This is a genomic window from uncultured Serinicoccus sp. (genome assembly GCF_947500995.1).
GTDB lineage: Bacteria > Actinomycetota > Actinomycetes > Actinomycetales > Dermatophilaceae > Ornithinicoccus.
The window spans coordinates 284,945-305,303 of the sequence record NZ_CANMUA010000001.1 but is presented as its reverse complement, the minus strand read 5'-3'; the positions used below and the strand labels follow the sequence as shown (position 1 = coordinate 305,303).

The 20,359-nt window shown below is 73.5% G+C and carries 15 protein-coding genes and 2 tRNA genes; 9 read left to right on the top strand and 8 right to left on the bottom strand.

Translation table 11 applies throughout. From position 1 onward, the window contains the following. Positions 1-65: 65 nt before the first annotated feature. Positions 66-476, bottom strand: a complete 411-nt coding sequence (locus Q0967_RS01280) for a globin (protein ID WP_298747359.1) — start codon at positions 474-476, stop codon at positions 66-68. A gap of 95 nt (positions 477-571) precedes the next feature. Between Q0967_RS01280 and Q0967_RS01275 the strand changes: the two genes are divergently transcribed. Further along, on the top strand, positions 572-2,377 hold the full coding sequence (locus Q0967_RS01275; protein WP_299448860.1) for an alpha-amylase family glycosyl hydrolase: 1,806 nt from the start codon (positions 572-574) through the stop codon (positions 2,375-2,377). Between the two features lie 7 nt (positions 2,378-2,384). Here Q0967_RS01275 and Q0967_RS01270 read toward each other — a convergent pair whose 3' ends face one another. Beyond that, positions 2,385-4,700, bottom strand: coding sequence for a hypothetical protein (locus Q0967_RS01270; protein ID WP_298747365.1), 2,316 nt, complete (start codon positions 4,698-4,700; stop codon positions 2,385-2,387). 182 nt (positions 4,701-4,882) lie between these two features. Next, entirely contained in the window at positions 4,883-5,788 is a 906-nt protein-coding gene (locus tag Q0967_RS01265; protein WP_298747368.1) for a mechanosensitive ion channel family protein, read from the bottom strand. Positions 5,789-5,926: 138 nt separating this feature from the next. Between Q0967_RS01265 and malQ the strand changes: the two genes are divergently transcribed. Further along, on the top strand, positions 5,927-8,050 hold the full coding sequence (gene malQ / locus Q0967_RS01260) for a 4-alpha-glucanotransferase (RefSeq protein WP_298747370.1): 2,124 nt from the start codon (positions 5,927-5,929) through the stop codon (positions 8,048-8,050). A 134-nt stretch (positions 8,051-8,184) separates the two neighbouring features. Here the strand turns inward: malQ and Q0967_RS01255 are convergent, their stop codons facing one another. Both Q0967_RS01255 and pepN read right to left on the bottom strand, forming a co-directional pair. Continuing rightward, positions 8,185-9,276: a hypothetical protein gene (locus Q0967_RS01255; protein WP_298747373.1), complete on the bottom strand. Its 1,092-nt coding sequence runs from the start codon at positions 9,274-9,276 to the stop codon at positions 8,185-8,187. Between the two features lie 236 nt (positions 9,277-9,512). Then, complete coding sequence (gene pepN, locus Q0967_RS01250; RefSeq protein WP_298747376.1) at positions 9,513-12,101, bottom strand: aminopeptidase N; 2,589 nt, start codon at positions 12,099-12,101, stop codon at positions 9,513-9,515. 66 nt (positions 12,102-12,167) lie between these two features. On the opposite strand from pepN, the gene Q0967_RS01245 reads away from it, so the two are divergent. After that, complete coding sequence (locus Q0967_RS01245; RefSeq protein ID WP_298747379.1) at positions 12,168-12,821, top strand: disulfide bond formation protein DsbA; 654 nt, start codon at positions 12,168-12,170, stop codon at positions 12,819-12,821. A 12-nt stretch (positions 12,822-12,833) separates the two neighbouring features. Beyond that, a complete protein-coding gene (locus Q0967_RS01240; protein WP_298747382.1) occupies positions 12,834-13,301 on the top strand; it encodes a ribose-5-phosphate isomerase in 468 nt (155 codons plus the stop codon). 85 nt (positions 13,302-13,386) lie between these two features. Here Q0967_RS01240 and Q0967_RS01235 read toward each other — a convergent pair whose 3' ends face one another. Further along, positions 13,387-15,156, bottom strand: coding sequence for a hypothetical protein (locus tag Q0967_RS01235; protein ID WP_298747385.1), 1,770 nt, complete (start codon positions 15,154-15,156; stop codon positions 13,387-13,389). Between the two features lie 129 nt (positions 15,157-15,285). On the opposite strand from Q0967_RS01235, the gene Q0967_RS01230 reads away from it, so the two are divergent. Beyond that, complete coding sequence (locus Q0967_RS01230; protein ID WP_298747388.1) at positions 15,286-16,329, top strand: DNA polymerase IV; 1,044 nt, start codon at positions 15,286-15,288, stop codon at positions 16,327-16,329. 46 nt (positions 16,330-16,375) lie between these two features. Here Q0967_RS01230 and Q0967_RS01225 read toward each other — a convergent pair. Then, a tRNA-Gly gene (locus Q0967_RS01225) sits at positions 16,376-16,449 on the bottom strand. An 83-nt stretch (positions 16,450-16,532) separates the two neighbouring features. Between Q0967_RS01225 and Q0967_RS01220 the strand changes: the two genes are divergently transcribed. From Q0967_RS01220 to Q0967_RS01205, 4 genes are all read left to right on the top strand, one after another. Then, positions 16,533-16,609, top strand: a tRNA-Pro gene (locus tag Q0967_RS01220). A gap of 93 nt (positions 16,610-16,702) precedes the next feature. Next, positions 16,703-18,070 (top strand): trigger factor, encoded by a 1,368-nt coding sequence (gene tig, locus Q0967_RS01215; RefSeq protein ID WP_299448855.1) that lies wholly within the window; start codon positions 16,703-16,705, stop codon positions 18,068-18,070. After that, on the top strand, positions 18,063-18,221 hold the full coding sequence (locus tag Q0967_RS01210; protein WP_299448853.1) for a hypothetical protein: 159 nt from the start codon (positions 18,063-18,065) through the stop codon (positions 18,219-18,221). Before tig ends, Q0967_RS01210 begins: the two co-directional genes overlap by 8 nt. Further along, positions 18,218-19,144: a hypothetical protein gene (locus Q0967_RS01205; protein ID WP_298747394.1), complete on the top strand. Its 927-nt coding sequence runs from the start codon at positions 18,218-18,220 to the stop codon at positions 19,142-19,144. Before Q0967_RS01210 ends, Q0967_RS01205 begins: the two co-directional genes overlap by 4 nt. A 199-nt stretch (positions 19,145-19,343) precedes the next feature. Here the strand turns inward: Q0967_RS01205 and Q0967_RS01200 are convergent, their stop codons facing one another. Beyond that, positions 19,344-20,273 (bottom strand): DMT family transporter, encoded by a 930-nt coding sequence (locus Q0967_RS01200; RefSeq protein ID WP_298747396.1) that lies wholly within the window; start codon positions 20,271-20,273, stop codon positions 19,344-19,346. Between the last annotated feature and the right edge of the window lie 86 nt (positions 20,274-20,359).

Genomic DNA, 20,359 nt, shown 5'->3' with positions numbered 1-20,359 from the left:
GAGGGGGGTGAGTCACGAGGGGCAACGGTATGTCGCGACTCCCTGGTGCGCGCAAATCGCGCTGGTCAGTCCTCCTCGAGGGTGTTGACCATGGCCTGCGCCGCGTGCGCCATGTAGGCCCGCATCTGCTGCTCGTCCAGCGTGTCCATCCGGTCGGCCACGGTGTCCAGGGCGGCGTTCATGTGGTGCAGCCAGCGGTCCCGCTGGGCCGGGGTGACCCGGAACGGGTGGTGGCGCATCCGCAGCCGGGGGTGGCCGCGCTGGTCGGAGTAGGTCGTGGGGCCGCCCCAGTACTGCTCGAGGAACATCCGCAGCCGCACCTCGGCCGGTCCGAGGTCCTCCTCGGGGTAGAGGTCGCGCAGCGGCGGGTCCTGCCGCACGCCCTGGTAGAAGGCGTGCACGAGGTCGACGAAGGTCTGGTGCCCGCCGACGCGCTCGTAGACGGTGGTGGGGGTGTCGGGGGAGGGCTGGGTCACCTCTCCATGGTGCCAAACGCGCACGGTGGCCCGGGACGTGCCGCCCCACCTCGACGATTGGGGCACTGTCGGTCGTGACCCCTACGCTCGGGGCCGTGCCACCCAGATCGTCCTCCCACCCGGGCATGGGTGCAGTGCCCCACGACGACGGCGTCACCTTCCGCGTCTGGGCGCCGCAGGCCCGACAGGTCGCGGTGGTGGGCGACTTCTGCGGCTGGGACGCGCGACGCCGCACCGTCCTGGCGAAGGACCACCACCGCTCCGGCACCTGGTCGGTCTTCGTGCCGGGCGCCGGGCCCGGCACGCACTACCGCTTCCTGGTGCGCCGCGGCGGGCCCTACCTCTCGCGCCAGGACCCGTGCGCGAGGCAGGTGACCGGGGCACGTGGCGCCTCCGTCGTCTTCGACCCGCGTCACCTCGACTGGGGCGACGAGCACTTCCGGGCCCCGGGGTGGGACGACCTCGTCGTCTACGAGATGCACGTGCCGACCTTCGCCGCCACGGGGGAGGGGCCGGGCACCTTCGACACCGCCGTGGGGCGCCTCGACCACCTGGCGTGGCTCGGGGTGAGCGCCGTCGAGGTGATGCCGCCCTTCGAGTTCGCCTCCGCGACGAGCTGGGGCTACAACCCCTCCCAGCTGTATGCCGTCGAGTCCAGCTACGGCGGGCCGCACGCCTTCGCGCGGTTCGTGGGGGAGGCGCACGCCCGCGGCATCGCGGTGATCCTCGACGTGGTGCACAACCACCTGGGACCGGACGGCCCGCACCTGTGGCGCTTCGACGGGGCGGCCGGGCGGCGTCGCTACGGCGGGGCCTACTTCTACAACGATCGCCGCGCGCTCACCCCGTGGGGGGCGACGAGGCCGAACTACGACCGCAAGGCGGTCCGCAACTTCCTGCGCGACTCGGCGGTCATGTGGCTCGAGGACTTCCGGGTCGACGGGCTGCGCGTCGACGGCACCAACTTCGTGCGCTCGCGGTGGGGCGACGTGCGCGACCCCGCCCACCACATCTCGGCCGGCGACCGCTACCTCGCGTCCCTCACCACCGACCTGCGCTCGCGACAGCCGTGGAAGCTGCTGGTCGCCGAGGACATGCAGCGCGACCCCGCGGTGACGCGGCCGCCGCAGGAGGGTGGCCTGGGCTTCCACAGCCAGTGGGACGCCGGCTTCGTGCACACGGTCCGGGCCGCGCTCGAGGCCCCTGACGACGCGCACCGGGACGTGCGGGCGGTGGCGGCCGCGGTGCTCGGCGGAGGGGGCCCCGTGCATGAGCGGGTCGTCTACACCGAGTCCCACGACGAGGTCGCCAACGGCCGGGCCCGGGTGCCGGAGCAGATCACCCCCGGGCACGCCGACTCCTGGCACGCCCGCACCCGCTCCGCCCTCGGGCTGGTGCTCACGCTGACCGCCCCCGGCATCCCCATGCTCTTCCAGGGCCAGGACGTGCTCGAGGACGGCTGGTTCACCGACACCCGGCCGGTCGACTGGTCCAAGGCCCACCACCGGGCCGGCTTCCTGCACTTGGCCCGGCAGCTCGTCCTGCTGCGCCGCAACGCCTCCGGCACGACCCGGGGGCTCCAGGCACGGCATACCGCGATCCTGCGCGCCGACGACGGCCTCCTCGCCTACCACCGGTGGGACCGGGGCGGCCCCGGAGACGACGTCGTGGTCGTCGTCAACCTCACCACCCACCCGCGGCACGACGTGCGCCTCGGTATGCCGCGCGCCGGCCGCTGGCGGGTGCGCTGCAACACCGACGCGCCAGGTTTCGGGCCGGGGCTGGGTGCGGTGCACGCCCACGACACGGACACCGAGCCGCGTCCCTGGGACGACCGGGCGGACAGCGCCCTGGTCACCGTGGGTCCCTACGCCGCCCTGGTGCTGTCGCAGGACGGCTGAGGGAGGGTCAGTTGCGCAGCAGCTCGATCCGCACGTCCTCGTAGTCCTCGACGGTGATCGTGAGCTCCAGGTCACCGGTGGTGCTGTAGGTCCCGTGGGACAGCTGGGTCTCGGACACCACGTCCCGGTCGGTCCAGCTGGACCACCAGCCGTCGGTCGCTGCCCACAGCTCCACCGGCTCCCCGTCGACCTGGAACCGGATGCGACCTGGGCCCTCGGTCGTGATGCGGGCCCCGAGCACGCCGGTCGGGGCCTCGACGGTGGTCTGCCCCTCCTCGTCGAGGTCGTCGCCGGTCACCGTGGCGATGGGGGAGGTGGAGCCGAGGAGACGTTGCGCCGGTTCCTCGCCCTCCGGCCAGCTGGTCGCGGGGACCTGCGCCGCCGCGAAGTCGAACTCCTCGTAGGGAACAGGCTCGTAGGCCAGGAGCCAGCTCGACGGGTGCCCGGGGGACGCCTGGGCGCTCGCCAGCAGAGGCACCCCCGCAGGCGGCTGGTCGGCTTCGGTCAGTCGATCGTTCGATGTCTCGAACCACCCTGTCCACGACTCCTGGAACGTGTAGGAGACCTCGGAGGGGTCCTGTGTCGGCCATACGGGCATGACCGTCTGACCCGCATGCAGGATGCCCCCACCGAAGTAGGCCAACGGCCCTCGACCCTCACCCGGGCCGGCGCCGAGCAACGCCCAGACGACACCCGCGCCGTCCGGAGGGTTCAGCAGCTCGCGTTCCAGCCCGTCCATCGGCAGCTCCCAGGCGCCGACCAGACGGTGACCCGAGATCAGCCCGGGTGCCTCGCCGCCGTCCCCCTGCGGCACCGGCTCGCGGTCCGCCTCGCCCGGGGCGGCCTGGGTCGCCACGACCTGGACGTGCTCGGTGCTGTTCGTGACGACCTCGACGACGGCGGGCCGCCGGCCGTTCGGCGGGACCACGTCGTCGGGGATGGTGAACTCCCGGATCGACCCCGGGACGTAGACCATCCACCGGCCCTCCCGGATGTCCGGCTGCTGGCCCCGCCAGTCGGCCTGCCCGGTGGTCCACGCCTCGAGGTCGCCGTCGTCGGTCACCGGAATGCCGTCGACGAGCACCGAGACCGCGCCAGTCCGGCCGGACCAGACCCGGATGGTGCTGGTGGGCGAGAGCTCGACCGGCTGCACGAGCCGTTCGCCCGGGTCGAAGGGCATGACCGCCCCGGCCTCCTCGATGACGACGGCGTCCTGGGGGACGGGCGGTCCCGCGGTCAGGTCACCATCGGGCAGCGGCTCCACCGCCATGTCGTCGGTCTGCGCGTAGAGCCCCAGGACGGCACCGCCGTCCGGCGGCAGGTCACCGGTGACGCGCACCTCGGCATCGCCGCTCGCCGGCAGGGCGACCAGGTGGTCGAGACCGACGGCCGGCTCGCCCGCGGTGCCGGCGCAGGGCAGGGTGAGCGTCGACCCCTCCACCGTGATCTCGCCGACCGGACGGTCCAGCGCGGGGTCGTCGGCGGGTGGCATGTCGCACCACAGCACCGCGAAGGAGGCGACCTGGCCGCCGAAGCGTGCGTCGACGGTGTTGAGGGCGAGGTCGGTGCTCCGTCCGGGGGTCAGCTCCAGCGTCTCCATCCGGGTCAGCCCCGCTGCACCGCGGGGCGGCTCGCCGTCCTCGTCCAGCTCGAAGCCCGCCTCGGAGAGGTCCACCGCACCGGCCTGGACGACCCCGGGATCCGACGGTGCCGCTACGTCCGATCCATCAGGCTCCTCCCCGTCGGGGGAGAGCGCGTAGCCGACCAGCACGGCCAGCGGCACGGCTGCGGCGGCCACCCACCACCACCGCCGACGGTCGCGGCCGGGCGGCTCCGACGGCGCCTGCGCGACGGCGGGCTCGAGAGCCGCGGCCAGGTCGGAGCCGTGGAGGGCGTAGCGGTCCCCGACCGCCAGGAGCGCGGTGGCCAGCCCCGGCGTGGTGGGCAGCAGACGCGCGACCTTGTCCGCCGGCAGCCGCAGGGCCTCAGCCGCGTCGGCCGTGCTGGCCCCCTCGACGAGACGCAGCGAGGCGACGGCCCGCTCGCGCGGACGCAGCCGCTCCAGCACGTCGCCGGCGTCCCGGACCCCACCCGGCAGCATGCGCTCGGGTCGTCGGGGTGCGGTGCCCAGGTAGGCGCGGACCAGCGCGGCTCGCAGCTCGCGCCATCCGGCACCCGGGTCGGCAGTGGCCAGGGTCTGCGCCGTCAGCCGGGTCGCGCCGTCGGTGGCCCCGGTCAGCACGGCGGCCAGGTGGTGCAGCCGGGCACCGTGCTCGGCGACCAGGTCACCCTGGTCGTGGCGTTCCTCCGGCGCCCCTGCCATCGACCCATCGTGCCAAACCCGCACCGCGAGCTCTCGGCGGACCGCCGGGCCACCTCCCTGCCCACGGCCGTCCGACCGGACCGGCTCAGGCGTTCACATGCGTGGCTGGGCCGACGACACGCCCGGCCGGACCGGCTCAGGCGTTCACGTGCGTGGCTGGGCCGACACCGGCGCGCACGGTCTCAGGCCTGGGCGTCCCCGAAGGGGGTGATGCGCGGGCCGCGGACGCCCTCGGTGTCGAAGCGCTCCTTGGCGCGCTCGCGGATGACGCGGGGCACGCCCCACTGCTCGCCGGGCCGGCACTTGGCGAAGATCCGCAGCGTCATCGTGCCGCCGGAGACCGACTCGACACCGGCCACCGTGGGCTCCTCGAGCAGCTTGGTCGACCACTCGGGGTCGGCATACACCTGGGTCGCGACCTCGCGGAGCATGGGGATGACCTGCGCCGGGTCCTCGTCGTAGGCGACCGGGATGTCGATCGTCGCCATCGCCCAGCCCTGGCTCTTGTTGCCGATGCGGATGATCTCGCCGTTGCGGATGAACCAGACGACGCCGCTCGCGTCGCGCAGCCGGGTGACACGCAGGCTGACCTCCTCGACGGTGCCGACCGCCTCGCCGGTGTCGATGAAGTCCCCCACTCCGTACTGGTCCTCGATGATCATGAAGACACCGGACAGGAAGTCCTTGACCAGCGACTGGGCGCCGAAACCGAGCGCGACGCCGCCGATACCGGCGCTGGTCAGCAGGGGGGCGAGCGGCATACCGAGCTCGGCCATGATCGTCAGCAGCGCGACCGTGGCGACGACGAAGGTCGCGATGCTGCGCAGCAGCGATCCCATGGTCAGCGCGCGCTGCCGCCGACGCTCCCGGCGGACCCCGGCCGCCGAGTCGAAGACCCGCTCCAGCGAGGAGCGCTCGTGGTCGTCGGCGCGGGTCGCGGCCCGCTCGACCACCCCCTTGATGGCGCGGTGCGCCGCCCAGCGGGCGATGACGGCGAAGAGCAGGATGAGGACGATCCGCAGCGGTGCGCCGAGCAACCAGTCCACGGTCGACCCCCACGAGTCGAAGGGCACGTCGAGATTCGGCATACCTCCCATTGTCGGGGTCCCGCGGGGTGACCGGTGAACCCGCCCGTCCTGCACGACGCCCCGTCACGGCACTAGGGCAGGGGGCTCCTCTCCTGAGAGACTGGGCGTGACCACCCACTGGTGAAAGGTTCCACCCTCGTGACGCAGCGCACCCCCGCCCTCGCCCAGCTGGCGGACGCCTACGGCATCGCGACCGAGTTCTGGGACTGGCAGGGGCGCCACGCCCAGGTCCCGGAGGAGACGGTCGTCGCGGTGCTGCAGGCCCTGGGGGTGGACGTCGACGGCGACTTCGTCGAGCGCGAGCTGTCCCGGGTGCAGGAACGGGAGTGGCGCCGGCTGCTGCCCCCGGTCGTCGTGGTCGCCCAGGGGGTCGGCCCGGTCGTCCCCGTGCACCACGAGGCGGGGACGACGCCGGCGGCGACGCTGCGGACCGAGGACGGCCACGAGCGGTCCCTGGGTATGCAGTCGGGGGAGCAGGAGCGCGAGGTCGACGGTCGTCGGCTGCGGCGGGTGCTGCTCGACGTGCCCACCGACCTGCCGCTCGGCTGGCACGAGGTGGCCGTCTCGGCCGGCGGTGAGCAGACACGGATGCCCCTCGTCGTGACGCCGCCCACGCTCGGGCTGCCGGCCGGGCTGGGGGAGGACGGCGCGCGCGCCTGGGGGCTGATGACCCAGCTCTACGCGATGCGCTCGGCCGGCTCGTGGGGGATCGGTGACCTCGCCGACCTCGGGGACGCGGGGGCGTGGGCCGCCGGGCTGGGCGCCGACTTCGTCCTGGTCAACCCGCTGCACGCGGCGGAACCGGTCGGGGAGATGGAGCCCTCGCCCTACCTCCCGACCAGCCGGCGCTTCGTCAACCCCCTCTACATCCGGGTGGAGGACGTGCCGGAGGTCGCCTACCTGTCCGCCGCGGAGCGCCAGCTCGTCGAGTGGCACGCCGACGACGCCCAGCGCTACCTCGCCCTCGACGTGATCGAGCGGGACCCGGTGTGGGCGGCCAAGGAGGCGGCGCTGCGGCTCGTCTTCCGGCAGCCGCGCTCGCTGCGCCGCTCCCGGGCCTTCGAGGCCTACGTCGAGCGTGAGGGTCAGGGGCTCGTGGACTTCGCCACGTGGTGCGCCGTGAGCCAGGAGCACGGCACCTTCTGGCGGCAGTGGCCGAGCGAGCTCCAGGACGCCCGGGGAGATGCGGTCGAGGCATACCGGCAGCAGCACGCCGACGAGGTGGAGTTCCACTGCTGGCTGCAGTGGGTGCTCGACGAGCAGCTGGCGCGGGTGCAGCGCGACCTGCTGGCCACCGGGATGTCGCTGGGCGTCATCTCTGACCTCGCCGTCGGGGTGCACCCGGACGGCGCCGACGCCTGGGGTCTGGGTGACGCCCTGGCCCGCGGTGTGACGGTGGGGGCGCCGGCCGACCAGTACAACCAGCTGGGGCAGGACTGGTCGCAGCCGCCGTGGCGGCCGGACAAGCTCGCCGAGCTCGGCTACGCCCCCTACCGCGAGATGGTGCGGGCGGCGCTGCGCGACAGCGGTGGCCTGCGGGTGGACCACGTCATCGGGCTGTTCCGGCTCTGGTGGATCCCGCAGGACGCCGAGCCGTTCCAGGGCACCTACGTGCGCTACGACCACGAGGCGATGATCGGCATCTTGCTCCTCGAGGCGCACCGCGCCGGTGCCGTCGTCGTGGGTGAGGACCTCGGGACGGTCGAGCCGTGGGTGCGGGACTACCTGCGTGACCGCGGCGTCATGGGCACCTCGATCTTGTGGTTCGAGCGTGACTGGGACGGCGACGGGAGCCTGCTGGACCCGGAGGCCTACCGCGAGCTGTGCCTCGCGACCGTCACCACCCACGACCTGCCGCCGACGGCCGGCTACCTCGAGGGCGTGCACATCGACCTGCGCTCGCGGCTCGGCCTGCTGGACCGGCCGCTGGAGGTCGAGCAGGAGGAGGAGGCGCGCTCGCGGGACGAGGTGCTCACCGACCTGCGCCGGCGGGGTCTGCTGCGCGAGGGTGCCGAGGTGTCCGAGCAGGTGGAGGCGCTGCACGCCTTCCTCGCCCGCACCCCGGCCAAGCTGCTCGGAGTGAGCGTCAGCGACCTCGCCGGCGACAAGCGGGTCATCAACCAGCCCGGCACCGACGAGGAGTACCCCAACTGGCGGGTGCCGCTCGCCGGCCCAGAGGGTCAGCCCGTGCTGCTCGACGAGCTCGTCACCTGGCGCAGCGCCCGCCGCATCGCGCGCGCCGTCGCACCGGACGCGCGGTAGGGCCGCACCGGACGCGCGCCCCGGCCGCACCGGACGCGCGCTCAGGCCGCACCGGACGCGCGCTCAGGCCGCACCGGACGCGCGCTCAGGCCGCACCGGACGCGCGGTCGGCACAGGGTGGCGGTGCCTCTTGGTCAGAAGGTACGGCGTGCCCGCTCACGCATGCTGCGGGTGACGTAGATCTGCTCCAGGTCGACCGCCGGACGCTCCGCCGAGAACGGCAGACGACGGCGCTCGCCGTTCCACACGGCATACCCACGGACGGGTGCCGGTGGGGGTCCGAGCACCTGCTTCGCGCGGCTCGCCACCGACTCCGGGTCACCGAGGATCTCGTCGCTGGTCCAGCGCACCCCGCGCAGACCGATCTCGCAGAGCGAACCGTGCCGGCGCTGCTCGGCCTCCATGCGGCCACGGACCGACTGCTCGGGTGAGACGGTCTCGGACTGATCGAGGAAGTACTTGCCACGCCCGTCCGCCTCGTAGAACGACGCGGACTCCGGCTGCAGCCCGTCCGTCCTGGCGAGGAACGTGCCGTCGTCGTCGAGGATGTCGACCTGGGCGAGTGGGATCGGGAGCCCGCGCTCGTGCAGCGTGACGAAGGAGAACGACTCCAGCCAGGTCTCGCGCCGCGGATCGGACAACGCGAGCGCGGCGACGGCCTTGGGGCGTCCCCTCCACCGCTTCTGCAGGTCGAGCTGCTTGCGCAGATCGGACGTGGTCAGCATGCCCCGCCGCAGGGCGTCGTCCACCAGTGCCGTCGAGTGCGGGAGCCGGCGGGTGCGCGCGGTGTCGGCGACCGTCCTGAACAGGTTCGTGGTGCGCAGCCCGTCCACGACGGCCACCTCCGTGCCCGCGGAGTCGCAGTGGTGCAGGATCACGCCAGGCAGTGTCCGGGACCGTTGCACGCCCTCGAGGACGGTCAGCTCGACCGGGGCATCGGGGGAGATGGTGACGGCGAGCCCGTGCAGCAGGGCGGCGCTGGTATGACTGGCCACGTGCCCGGGGAAGCGTTGCAGCTGAAGACGCAGTCGGTCGAGGTGCTCGCCCTGCACCCGCTGCCACTCCTCCTGATCGGGCTGGAGGCTGGCACGGGGCCGCCGGAACCAGCTCCTCGACTCCCGCACCATCTCGCCGAGCAGGAGCAGCTCGGTGAGCTCGCGGGACGACATACCGGCATCGAGCGCGAACCGGCGACTGAAGACCGAGGGCAGGGAGTCGAGGTCCATGCCACTCAGCCTCTGTCTCGACCAGAGACACGACCAGGCCTCCGGACCATCCTGTGGATGAAGGCCGGCTGCAGACCGGGGTGTGGATCAGCGCACATGAGGACGCCGAACAAGCGTCCGGAGTCGTCGGACCACGCGTCCCGAGTCGTCGGACCACGAGTCCCGAGTCGTCGGACCACGCGTCTGGTGCGGCCTGGGCGCGCGTCCTGTGCGGGGGCGGGGGGATAGGTCTGCGTCTAGTCCTGGGTCCGGGCGGCGGCGTCGGCGTCGGCGGCTTGCGCGCGCAGGGCGCGGGCGACGGCGTCGCGGTTCTCGGCCACGGTCCGGCGCAGGCTGTTGGAGGCGTCGGGGTGGGCCTCCAGCCAGGTCTCGCTGGCCGCGAGCAGCTCGGGCGAGGCGACGGCGAGCGGGTAGAACCCGACCGCCAGCGACTCGGCGATGTGGTGCGTGCGCTCGTCCCAGACGCGGGACACCACGTCGTGGTAGCGCTCGACGTAAGGCGCCAGCAGCGCCTCGTCGTGCACCCGGCCGAAGCCCAGCGCCATGGCCGCGAGCACGGAGTTCGACAGGCCGGGCGTCTCGACGGCGTCGACCCACGCGGTCTCCTTCGCCTCCGCCGTCGGCACCGCGGCCCGCGCCCGCGCGGCCTTCTCGTTGCCGGTCGCGGTGTTGTCGCGCTCCCGCTCGGCGGCGATCTCCTCCTCGCCGGCGGCGCCGGCCGTCGCCAGGGCGGTGAGCAGCGTCCAGCGCATGTCCTGGTCGACGCTCAGCCCGGCCAGCCTCTCGTCCCCGGACAGCAGCCCCCGCACCAGGGCGAGGTCGTCCTCGGACCGGGCGAAGGAGGCCCATGCCGTCACCAGCTGCAGCTGGGCGTCGCTGCCGGCCTCGGCGGCCAGGGTGCTCTCGCGCAGGCCGGCGGTGAGCTCGGCGACGACGGCCGCGCGGTGCTCCGGCGCGGTGTAGGTCAGCGCGGCGGCGCTCACCTGCTGGATGAGTACCCGGAGCAGGGTGGAGTCGGTCTCGCCGGGGAGCGCGGTGAGGACCAGCCGCACGTAGTCGCTCGCGGCCATCTCCCCGTCCCGCGTCATGTCCCACGCGGCGCCGAGCACCAGGGCCCGCGGCAGCGACTCGGTGAAGGATCGCAGGTGCTCCAGCGCCGTCGCGAGCGAGCGTTCATCGAGGCGGATCTTGGCGTAGGCGAGGTCGTCGTCGTTGACGAGGAGCAGGCCGGGCATCGGCCGTCCGACGAGCTCGGGCACCTCCGTGCGCTCCCCGTCGACGTCGAGCTCGACCCGGTGGGTGCGGCGCAGGGCACCGTCCACGAGGTCGTAGCACCCGACGGCCAGCCGGTGCGGGCGCTGGGTGGGGTGCTCCGGCGGCGTGGTCTGGCGGATGGCCAGCGCGGCGATGGTGCCGTCCTGCGCCACCTCCACCTCGGGCGTCAGCGTGTTGACCCCGGCGGTCTCCAGCCAGACCTCGCTCCACGAGCCCAGGTCGCGGCCGCTGGTCGCCTCAAGCTCGACGAGCAGGTCGCGCAGGGTGGTGTTGCCCCAGGCGTGCTTGGCGAAGTAGGCGCGCAGGCCGTCGCGGAAGGGCTCCCGGCCCACGTAGGCGACGAGCTGCTTGAGCACCGAGGCGCCCTTGGCGTAGGTGATGCCGTCGAAGTTCACCTCGACCGCGGCGAGGTCGACCATGTCGGCGGCGACGGGGTGGGTGGAGGAGAGCTGGTCCTGACGGTAGGCCCAGGCCTTCTCGGCGGTGCCGAAGGTGGTCCACGCGTCGGTCCAGCCGGTGGCCTCGGCCTGGGCGGTCGTCGAGGCCCACTCGGCGAAGCTCTCGTTGAGCCACAGGTCGTCCCACCACGTCATCGTCACGAGGTCGCCGAACCACATGTGCGCCAGCTCGTGCAGGATGGTGAGCGCGCGCCGCTCGACGATGGCCTCGGTCACCTTGGACCGGAAGACGTAGTTCTCCACGATGGTGACGCACCCGGCGTTCTCCATCGCGCCCATGTTGTACTCCGGCGTGAAGATCTGGTCGTACTTGGTGAACGGGTACGCGCAGTCGAACTCCTCCTCGAAGAACGCGAACCCCTTCTTCGTCACGTCGAGGATGTTGTCGGCGTCCAGGTGGGGGGTGAGGCTGCGGCGGCAGTAGACCGCGAGCGGCACCTCACCGGCACGCGTGCTCACCGAGTCGCGGACGACGTCATACGGTCCGGCGACCAGCGCCGTGATGTAGGACGAGATGCGCGCGGTCGGCGCGAACGCCCAGGTGGCCGTGCCGCCGCCGTCGGCGTCGCGCCCCTGGTCCGCGGGCGTGGGCTCCGGGGTCGGCTCGTTGGAGATGACCTGCCAGTGCGCGGGCGCGGTGACGGTGAAGGCGAAGGTCGCCTTGAGGTCGGGCTGCTCGAAGACGGGGAACATCCGCCGGCTGTCCGGGACCTCGAACTGCGTGTAGAGGTAGACCTCGCCGTCGGCCGGGTCGACGAACCGGTGCAGGCCCTCGCCGGTGTTCATGTAGGCCCCGGTCGCCTCGACGACCAGCTCGTTGGTCCCCGTGAGGTCCGGCAGCGCGATCCGGGAGTCGGTCAGGACGTCGGCGGGGTCGAGCTCGGTGCCGTTGAGCACGACCCGCTCCACGGACGGACCCACGAAGTCGATCCAGGTGGACTCCCCCGGCCGGGAGCAGGTGAACCGCACCGTGCTGCGCGTCGAGAAGGTCTCCGACCCGCGGGTGAGGTCCAGGACCACGTCGTAGGACTCGGTCCGGATGAGCGCCGAGCGGGCGGCGGCCTCGTCACGGGTCAGGTTGGTGCCGGGCATGCAGAGTCTCCTCGTCGAGCGTCGGGTGCGGCTGAAGGACAGGGTATGCCGTGACACGATGGTCGCATGACGCATCACGAGTCCCCTGCCCTCTCCGGCGGTACCACCCATGCCGAGATGTTCTTCGACCCGGCGTGCCCGTGGGCCTGGATGACCTCCCGCTGGCTGCTCGAGGCGGCGGAGGTGCGTGACCTCGAGATCACCTTCTCGGTCATGAGCCTGGCGGTCCTCAACGAGGGCCGCGACCTCGACGAGGGCTACCGCGCGATGCTCGACCGCGCGTGGGGCCCGGTCCGGACCATCGTCGCCGCCACGGCCGACCTGCCCGACGACGAGGCCAACGCCCTGCGCCGGAGGATGTACGACGCCTACGGCCAGCGGATCCACCTGGAGGGCCGCGGCAGCGAGGACCTCGACACCATCACCACCGAGGTGCTGGACGAGCTCGGCCTCGACCCGGCGCTCGCGCAGGCGGGCGCCGGCGAGGAGCACGACGAGGCCCTGCGGGCCAGCCACCAGCGGGCCATCGACCTCGTCGGCGACGACGTGGGCACGCCGGTGGTGCGCGTCGAGGACGTCGCCTTCTTCGGACCCGTCGTCACCCCGGCCCCCAAGGGCGAGGCCGCCGGCCGGCTCTGGGACGGCTGCCTGCTCGTCGCGGGCACCCCCGGTTTCTACGAGATGAAGCGGACCCGCAGCGTGGGTCCCGACTTCAGCTGAGGAGGAGCGGACATGAGGGTGCACATCGGTGGTGACCACGCCGCCTACGAGCTGCAGCGCGACCTCGTGGCCTGGCTGGCCGAGCAGGGTCACGACGTGGTCGACCACGGCCCCCTCGACCACGACCCCCAGGACGACTACCCGGTCTTCGTGCTGCGCGCGGCCCGGGCGGTCGCGCAGGAGGAGGGGTCGCTCGGGATCGTGCTCGGCGGGTCCGGCAACGGCGAGCAGATGGCGGCCAACAAGGTCGCCGGCATCCGGGCCGGGCTGGCCTACAACCCGGAGCTCGCGCGGCTCATGCGCGAGCACAACGACGCCCAGGTCCTGTCGATCGGCGCCCGCATGCACAGCGTCGAGGAGGCCCGGGCGATGGTCGAGGTCTTCCTCGCCACCGCCTTCTCCGGCGACCCGCGCCACCAGCGCCGCATCGACATGGTGAGCGCCTACGAGGCGGACGGCACCGTGCCCCCGCTGCCCTGACACCACTCACGACGAGGCCCCCGACCGGACGGACCGGTCGGGGGCCTCGGCGTGGTGGACCTGTCCGGGTCCCCGGCGCGTCGCCCTACTGGTAGCTGATGAAGTCGGGCGTCGGCTCGACCTGCATCGTCTGCTCCGGCGAGAGCGGCCCGGGGAGGTCCTCGTCGTAGAAGTTCTTCCAGCCCCAGTACGGCACCGACGGGGCGTGGTCGTGCAGCGACCGCCAGGTGCCCTGCTTGTCCGCCTGGGCGCCCTGCCCGTCCGCATGGATGAGCACCGCGACCTCGGTGCGGGACTGGTCGACCTCGTCGGCCCCGGGGATCATGCGGGTCTGGAACTGGTGCAGGACCAGCATCTTCTGCGGCAGGTCGTGGTCGCGCGTGAGGTCGGCCAGCCAGTCGACCACGGCGTCGACCTCGGCGACGTCGACCTGCCCGATCTGCTGCAGGTGCACCTCGCTGGGGCCCAGCCGCCACTCCGGGTCCAGCGCGAGGCCGACGTGCGGGCGCCGCAGCAGCTCCTCGTAGACCTTCGCCTGGGTGAGGAAGTCGGTCCGACCCGGTTGGAGGTCGAGCACGACGTACATCCCGTGCTCCTCGGCCAGGTCGACCAGGGGCCGCAGGGTCTCGAGGTCCATCTCGTTGCTGTAGTTGCCGTCCGCCCCGGCGTCCGAGCTGGCGACGGTGGCGATGATCTCCAGCGCCGGCACGACCGGCTCGTCGGTGAGGTCGGCGTAGGGTGCCGCCACCTCCTCGGCCCGCTCGACCGTCTCCTCGGGGCCCTGCTCCCCGAGGACGCCGAGCGAGGACGTCGTCGGGTTGCCGTAGAGCGCGACGTAGGTCTTGTCGGGGAGCACGAGCTGGCCCCCGCCGGGCAGCTCGACGCCGGTCGCGGCCGTCTGCGCCCGCCAGGCCAGCGTCTGCGCGGCACCGAACTCCTCCCCGATGCCGATGACCGTGCGCGGGTCCGCGTCGGCCAGCGCCTGCACCGTCTCGGAGGTGGCCCGGGGGTCGCCCTCCGGCACGACCAGCACCGGCGCGCCGACGGCCCGGGCCGAGGCGACGGCGGCGACGTCCCGGTCGACGCCCGTCGTCATCACCGTGACCCCGTCGACCGGCTCGGGGGCGGAGGTCTCCGGCAGCTCCTCGACGTCGGACTCCAGCGGCTCCGCCGGGGCCTCCGTCTGCCCGGCCGGGTCGCCCGCGGTCCGGGTCGCGGCGTCGGTGTCGGCCCCGGGCGGGGTGTCGTCCTGGTCCGCTCCCGTCAGCACGGTCCTCGCCCCCGGCTCGAGCCCGACCAGGGCCTGGACCTGCTCGCCGTCGGGCACCGGCTCGGCCGGCCCCTCGACATCGAGGACCTCGGCCAGCGCCTGCGCGTCCTCGACGGCCAGCACGTCGACACCCGGGTCCTCGACGGGCCCGACGGTGAGGGCCGTCTCCGCGCCGAGCCGCTCGACCTCCTCGGCCACCCCGGGGCCGTCCACGAGGACCGGCACGCCGAGGGCGACGCCGGCCGAGGCGGCGGCCAGCTGCTCGTCCTGCGCCGCGACGACGACCACAGGGGCGCTCTCGAAGAAGGCGCGCGAGGCCTCGACCGAGAGCTCCGCGGCTGTCCCGCCGGCGAGCACGGTCTGCTCCGGGTCGGCCACGGGCGCGGCGGCCGGGGTGTCGGACCCCTCACCCCCCTCACCTGCCGGGTCACCACCACCGTCGGAGGACCCGTCAGTGCCGGTCTGCGACCCCGTCCCGTCCGACGAGCCGGGGGAGTCCGCGCCCGGGGTGCATGCGGCGAGCACCACCGCCGTCGCGGTCAGGGCCGCCCACCGGCGACGGGCACGGGCGTGGTGGACAGACATACGACTCCCTGCGATCGACCGCGCGCCGACCGTCCCGGCGCCACCCCTTCACGCTAACCCGCGCCGTCACCGGCGACCGGGGCGCCACGCCCCGTGGCGCCGGTCCACGGGCTCGGCCACCATGGTCGGGTGAGCCGACGCTGGGTGCTGCACGTCGACCTGGACCAGTTCCTCGCCGCCGTGGAGGTCCTGCGCCGTCCAGAGCTGGCCGGTCGGCCCGTCGTGGTCGGCGGCCGGGGCGACCCGACCGAGCGGGCCGTGGTGTCGACCGCGTCCTACGAGGCGCGCGAGCACGGCATCCGCTCCGGTATGCCGTTGCGCGTCGCCGCCCGACGGTGCCCCGGTGCGGTGTTCCTGCCGCTCGACCTGCCCGCCTACGAGGACGCCTCGGAGCAGGTCATGGCGGTCCTGCGCGGCTGGCCGTACGCGGTGGTGCAGGTCCTCGGCTGGGACGAGGCCTTCGTCGGCATCCGGGCCGACGACCCGCAGGAGGTGGCGCGGGGCCTGCAGGCCGCGGTGCTGCGCGAGACCGCGTTGCACTGCTCGGTCGGGATCGGCGACACCCTGGTCCGGGCCAAGACCGCCACCGACCTCGGCAAGCCCCGCGGCACGGCCGTCCTCACCCCCGACACCTGGCTCGAGGTGATGGGCCCACGGCCCACGACGGCGCTGTGGGGCGTCGGCCGGCGGATCGCCAGCCGGCTGGCCGGGCTGGGCATCGCGACGGTGGCCGAGCTGGCCCACGCCGACGACGAGGTGCTGCGCGCCGAGTTCGGCCCGGGCAACGGTCCGCGGCTGTCCGAGCTGGCGCGCGGGGAGGGCGCGGACCGCCCCGACGACACGCCCTGGGTGGCGCGCGCCCGGGGGCGGGAGACGACCTACCAGGAGGACCTGCTCACCCCCGAGCAGGTGCGCGAGGCCCTGGGCGGGCTCGCGGAGCGGGTCGTCGCGGACGTCGGGGAGGAGGGCCGCCCCGTCCGGCGCGTCCACCTCAAGGTCCGCTTCGCGCCGTTCTTCACCGTGCACCGGTCCCAAGTCCTGGCCGCGCCCACGACCGACCCCGAGGTGCTGGCGGGGGAGGCCTTCGCGCTCTACGAGCGGCTCGAGGACCACCGGCCGGTGCGGCTGCTCGGCGTCCGTGGGGAGATGGTGCCCCCGGACGACGGCTCCTGAGCGGGCCGTACCGGGTGGGGACCGGCGTCCGACGAGCGGGGTGGGGTGGAGCGGGTGACGGGAATCGAACCCGCGTAGCCAGTTTGGAAGACTGGGGCTCTACCATTGAGCTACACCCGCGTGACCAGCGCGACGTCCTGCTCGCCCTGGCCGAGCAGTTAGTCTAAACCTCCACCTGGGGCGGCCGTGACGCCGCCCCGCCACGGGGTATGGCGCAGCTTGGTAGCGCGTCCGCTTTGGGAGCGGAAGGCCGCCGGTTCGAATCCGGCTACCCCGACCACCTAGCATGGTGCTGATCCGCGTGCCCGCCCGCGGCCTATCTGTGCCCGGCGGGCCACGACATACCCCCGACATGACAACGGAGCAACCAGCAGTGAAGAGCGCTGTCGAGACCCTGACCCCGACCCGGGTCAAGCTGACCGTCGAGGTCCCCGCCGCCGACCTCAAGCCGCGGCTGGACGCCGCCTACAAGAGCATCGGCGCCAACGTGCAGATCCCCGGCTTCCGCAAGGGCAAGGTCCCGAACCGGATCATCGACCAGCGCTTCGGGCGCGGTGCCGTGGTGCAGGAGGCCGTCAACGAGGCGCTCCCGGAGTACTACACGCAGGCGATGACCGAGAACGACCTCACCCCGCTGAGCCAGCCCGAGGTCAACCTCACCTCGCTGCCGATGGAGGAGGGCCAGGACCTCGCCTTCGAGGCCGAGGTCGACATCGTCCCGCAGTTCGAGCTGCCGGACTTCTCCGGCATCGAGGTCCAGGTCGACCCGGTCCAGGCCTCCGAGGAGGACGTCCAGACCCGGATCGACAACCTGCGTGAGCGCTTCGGCACCCTCAAGCCGATCAAGCGCAAGGCCAAGACCGGCGACCACCTGACGATCGACCTCACCGCCACGATCGGCGAGGAGGAGATCGACTCGGTGACCGGCGTGTCCTACGAGATCGGCTCGGGCACCATGCTCGACGGCCTCGACACGGCGCTGCGCGGCACCAAGGCCGGGGAGACGGTGGAGTTCCAGTCCCCGCTCGCCGGCGGTGACCGCAAGGGCGAGAAGGCCGACGTCACCGTGACCGTCCAGGCCGCCAAGGAGCGCGAGCTGCCCGAGCTGGACGACGAGTTCGCCCAGCTCGCGAGCCAGTTCGACACCATGGACGAGCTGCGCGCCGACCTCGCCCAGCAGGCCGAGCAGGGCGCCCGGTTCGAGCAGGGCGTCGCCGCCCGCGACAAGGTCCTCGAGGCCATGCTCGAGATGGTCGAGATCCCCGTGCCGGACAGCCTCGTCGAGGCCGAGGTGCACCGTCACCTCGAGGGCGAGGACCGCCTGGAGGACGACGAGCACCGCGCCGAGGTGACCGAGTCGACGAAGAAGGCCATGCAGACGCAGTTCCTGCTGGACGCGCTGGTCAAGCGCGACGAGGTCGAGGTCGACCAGGGCGAGCTCATCGAGTACATCATGATGACCGCGCAGCAGTACGGCATGAACGCCCAGCAGTTCGCGCAGCAGATCGACCAGCAGAACCAGGTGCCCGCCATGGTCGCCGAGGTCGGCCGCCGCAAGGCGCTCGCCAACGTGCTGGAGCAGGCGACGGTCACCGACACCGAGGGCAACGTGGTCGACCTGGACGCCATCGAGGGCGACGACGACGAGGACGCCGACGAGGAGGTCGCCCCGGGCGACCAGGTCGTCGAGGCCGGTGACGAGGTCGTCGAGACCGAGGAGGAGTCGGCCGCCAATGCCTGACCCACCACGCACGGTGCGCGACTGCACCGGGTATGCCGCCCAGCAGGGTGAGTTCACGGCATACCCGGTGCAGTCGCTTTTCTCGTGCTCGGGGTGGGCTGTGGACAACGTCTGCGAGCACGGGAGGGGAGCAGGCACGCTGGCTCGATGAGCCAGCCTGAGGGGAGCGCCGAGGGGTTCACGGCGATGCCGTTCACGTACCGCCGTGCGCGCGAGGTGGGGATGACGCGGGCGCAGCTGCACCGGGACCACGTGTGCCTCCTGCGCGGCGTGTATGTCGACCGCCGGGTGCGGGTGGACGGCTACGTGCGCGCCCGGGCCGTGCTGCTGGTCGCGCCGGCCGACGCCTTCGCGTCCCACCACACCGCCGCAGAGCTGTGGGGTGGCGTCGTCCCGCACGCGGTGCGTCCGCACGTCAGCGTGCCGACGGGGCGGCCGCGGTCGGCCCGCGAGGATCTCGTCGTGCACGCCTCGTCGCGGGAGCCGGTGGTCTTCCGGGGTCAGCGGGTCAGCACGCCGCTGGACACCTTCCTCGACTGCGCGCGCGTCCTCGACCTCGTCGACCTGGTGGTGCTGGGCGACAGCCTCGTCGCCCGGCGCCGGATCACGCCCGAGCGGCTGGGGCAGGGGACGCAGGAGTCGACGGGCCGGGGCTCCCGCCTCGCCCGGCGAGCGGCAGGCCTCGTCCGGGCCGGCGTGGACTCACCCATGGAGACCCGGGCGCGGATGCTGCGCGTGCTCTCGGGCCTTCCCGAGCTCGAGACCGACCTCCGCTTCCACGACGAACGGGGCGACCTGGTGCGGCGGCTCGATGCGGGGGACCGGGCGACACGGACCGCGGTGGAGTACGACGGGAGGCACCACGTCGAGCGGGAGGACCAGTGGGAGGCGGACCTCGGGCGCCGGGAGGACTTCGAGGACGCTGCGTGGCGCATCGTCGTGCTCGTCGGCGCCGACATCTACCGCACGCCGGGCCGGACGGTGGAGCGTCTGCGGCGGATCTTCGCGCAGCGGGGCATCCCGCTCGAGCCGCCGAGCGACGAGTGGCGCCGCCACTTCCCGGGACGAGGCTGAGCGCCCGCACGCGTTCGACGAGACCGGCTGCGGCCGCGGTGCGCGACTGCAGCGGATATGTCACCCAGCGAGGCGTGACGGCGACATACCCGGTGCAGTCGCACCCACGCCGGGCCGGGGAGAGCCGGGGCGGCCCACGCCCGGAAGGCGAGGGGCGGCGACGCCCGGCCACGCCGGGGCGGGCGGTGGTCGGGGAGGGTCAGCGCAGGGCGTCGGCGGGCGCGGGGGCGCTGACCGAGGGGCGCTGAGCCCGGTGCTCGTGCAGCGACAGCGCCACGACCGTGGCCACGACGACCGCCATGCCCAGCCACTGCGTGGGCTCGGGCCGGCTGCTGAAGGCGACGACGCCGATGAGAGCCGCGGTGAGCGGGAAGGTGAGCTCGGCGAGGGTCGCCCGTGCGGCGGGGGTATGCCGCAGCGCCCGGTAGTAGAGCGTCATCGCCGCGAGCCCGGGCAGCAGGGCGAGGGCGAGGATGGAGGGGGCCGCGGACAGCGGCACCGCGAGCGGGGTCCCGGTGAGGGCGGCGATGACCGCGAGGGTGACCAGGCCGAAGGCGAAGCGCAGGGCGGTGAGGTCGACGAACCGCAGCTCGGCGCTGGCCGCCCGGCCCAGCACGGTCCCGGCCGCCCACAGGGCGGCTGCCCCCAGGGCCAGCAGGGCCGCCTGGGCCGAGCTCACGCTCACCGCGAGGGGGTCGGCGAAGGTCATCAGCCACGCGCCGACCACCGCGGGCACGAGGAAGAGGAGGTAGGAGCGGCGCAGGCGCTCGCCCAGCAGCACCGCCGCCAGCGCCAGGGCGATGAACGGCTGCAGCTTCTGCAGGACCTGCGGCGTGATGGGGTCGCCCAGCCGGAAGGCGGCGGTGAAGAGCGTGGTCGCGAGCGCCGAGCTGCCGGCACCGATGACGAGGACGCTGACCTGCGTGCGCGCCGTCGCGGCCCGCCACCGGCGCAGCGCCGGCACCAGCCACGGCAGCAGGGCGAGCGTGAGCAGCACGTGCTCCCAGAAGACGATGGCCAGCGACGGCAGCTCCTGGGCGAGCGGGCCCCGCCAGAGGGCGGAGAGCCCCCAGAGCGAGGCGGCCAGGGCCACCAGCCAGGTGCGGTCGGTGCGGGGGGAGGCGGTCACCGGCCAAGCCTAGAACGGCGGGGGCCGTCCGCCCGCCCACGGGCACCCGGCCCGGCCCACCCGCGGCCGGGCCGGCAGTGCGCTCA

Bases quoted from the DNA above. Each gene is read 5' to 3' on its own strand.
- Q0967_RS01265 (WP_298747368.1), bottom strand. From the start codon at position 5,788: ATGCCGAATCTCGACGTGCCCTTCGACTCGTGGGGGTCGACCGTGGAC.
- Q0967_RS01205 (WP_298747394.1), top strand. From the start codon at position 18,218: ATGAGCCAGCCTGAGGGGAGCGCCGAGGGGTTCACGGCGATGCCGTTC.
- pepN (WP_298747376.1), bottom strand. From the start codon at position 12,101: ATGCCCGGCACCAACCTGACCCGTGACGAGGCCGCCGCCCGCTCGGCG.
- Q0967_RS01240 (WP_298747382.1), top strand. From the start codon at position 12,834: ATGAGGGTGCACATCGGTGGTGACCACGCCGCCTACGAGCTGCAGCGC.
- Q0967_RS01255 (WP_298747373.1), bottom strand. From the start codon at position 9,276: ATGGACCTCGACTCCCTGCCCTCGGTCTTCAGTCGCCGGTTCGCGCTC.
- Q0967_RS01210 (WP_299448853.1), top strand. From the start codon at position 18,063: ATGCCTGACCCACCACGCACGGTGCGCGACTGCACCGGGTATGCCGCC.
- Q0967_RS01270 (WP_298747365.1), bottom strand. From the start codon at position 4,700: ATGGCAGGGGCGCCGGAGGAACGCCACGACCAGGGTGACCTGGTCGCC.
- Q0967_RS01245 (WP_298747379.1), top strand. From the start codon at position 12,168: ATGACGCATCACGAGTCCCCTGCCCTCTCCGGCGGTACCACCCATGCC.
- Q0967_RS01235 (WP_298747385.1), bottom strand. From the start codon at position 15,156: ATGTCTGTCCACCACGCCCGTGCCCGTCGCCGGTGGGCGGCCCTGACC.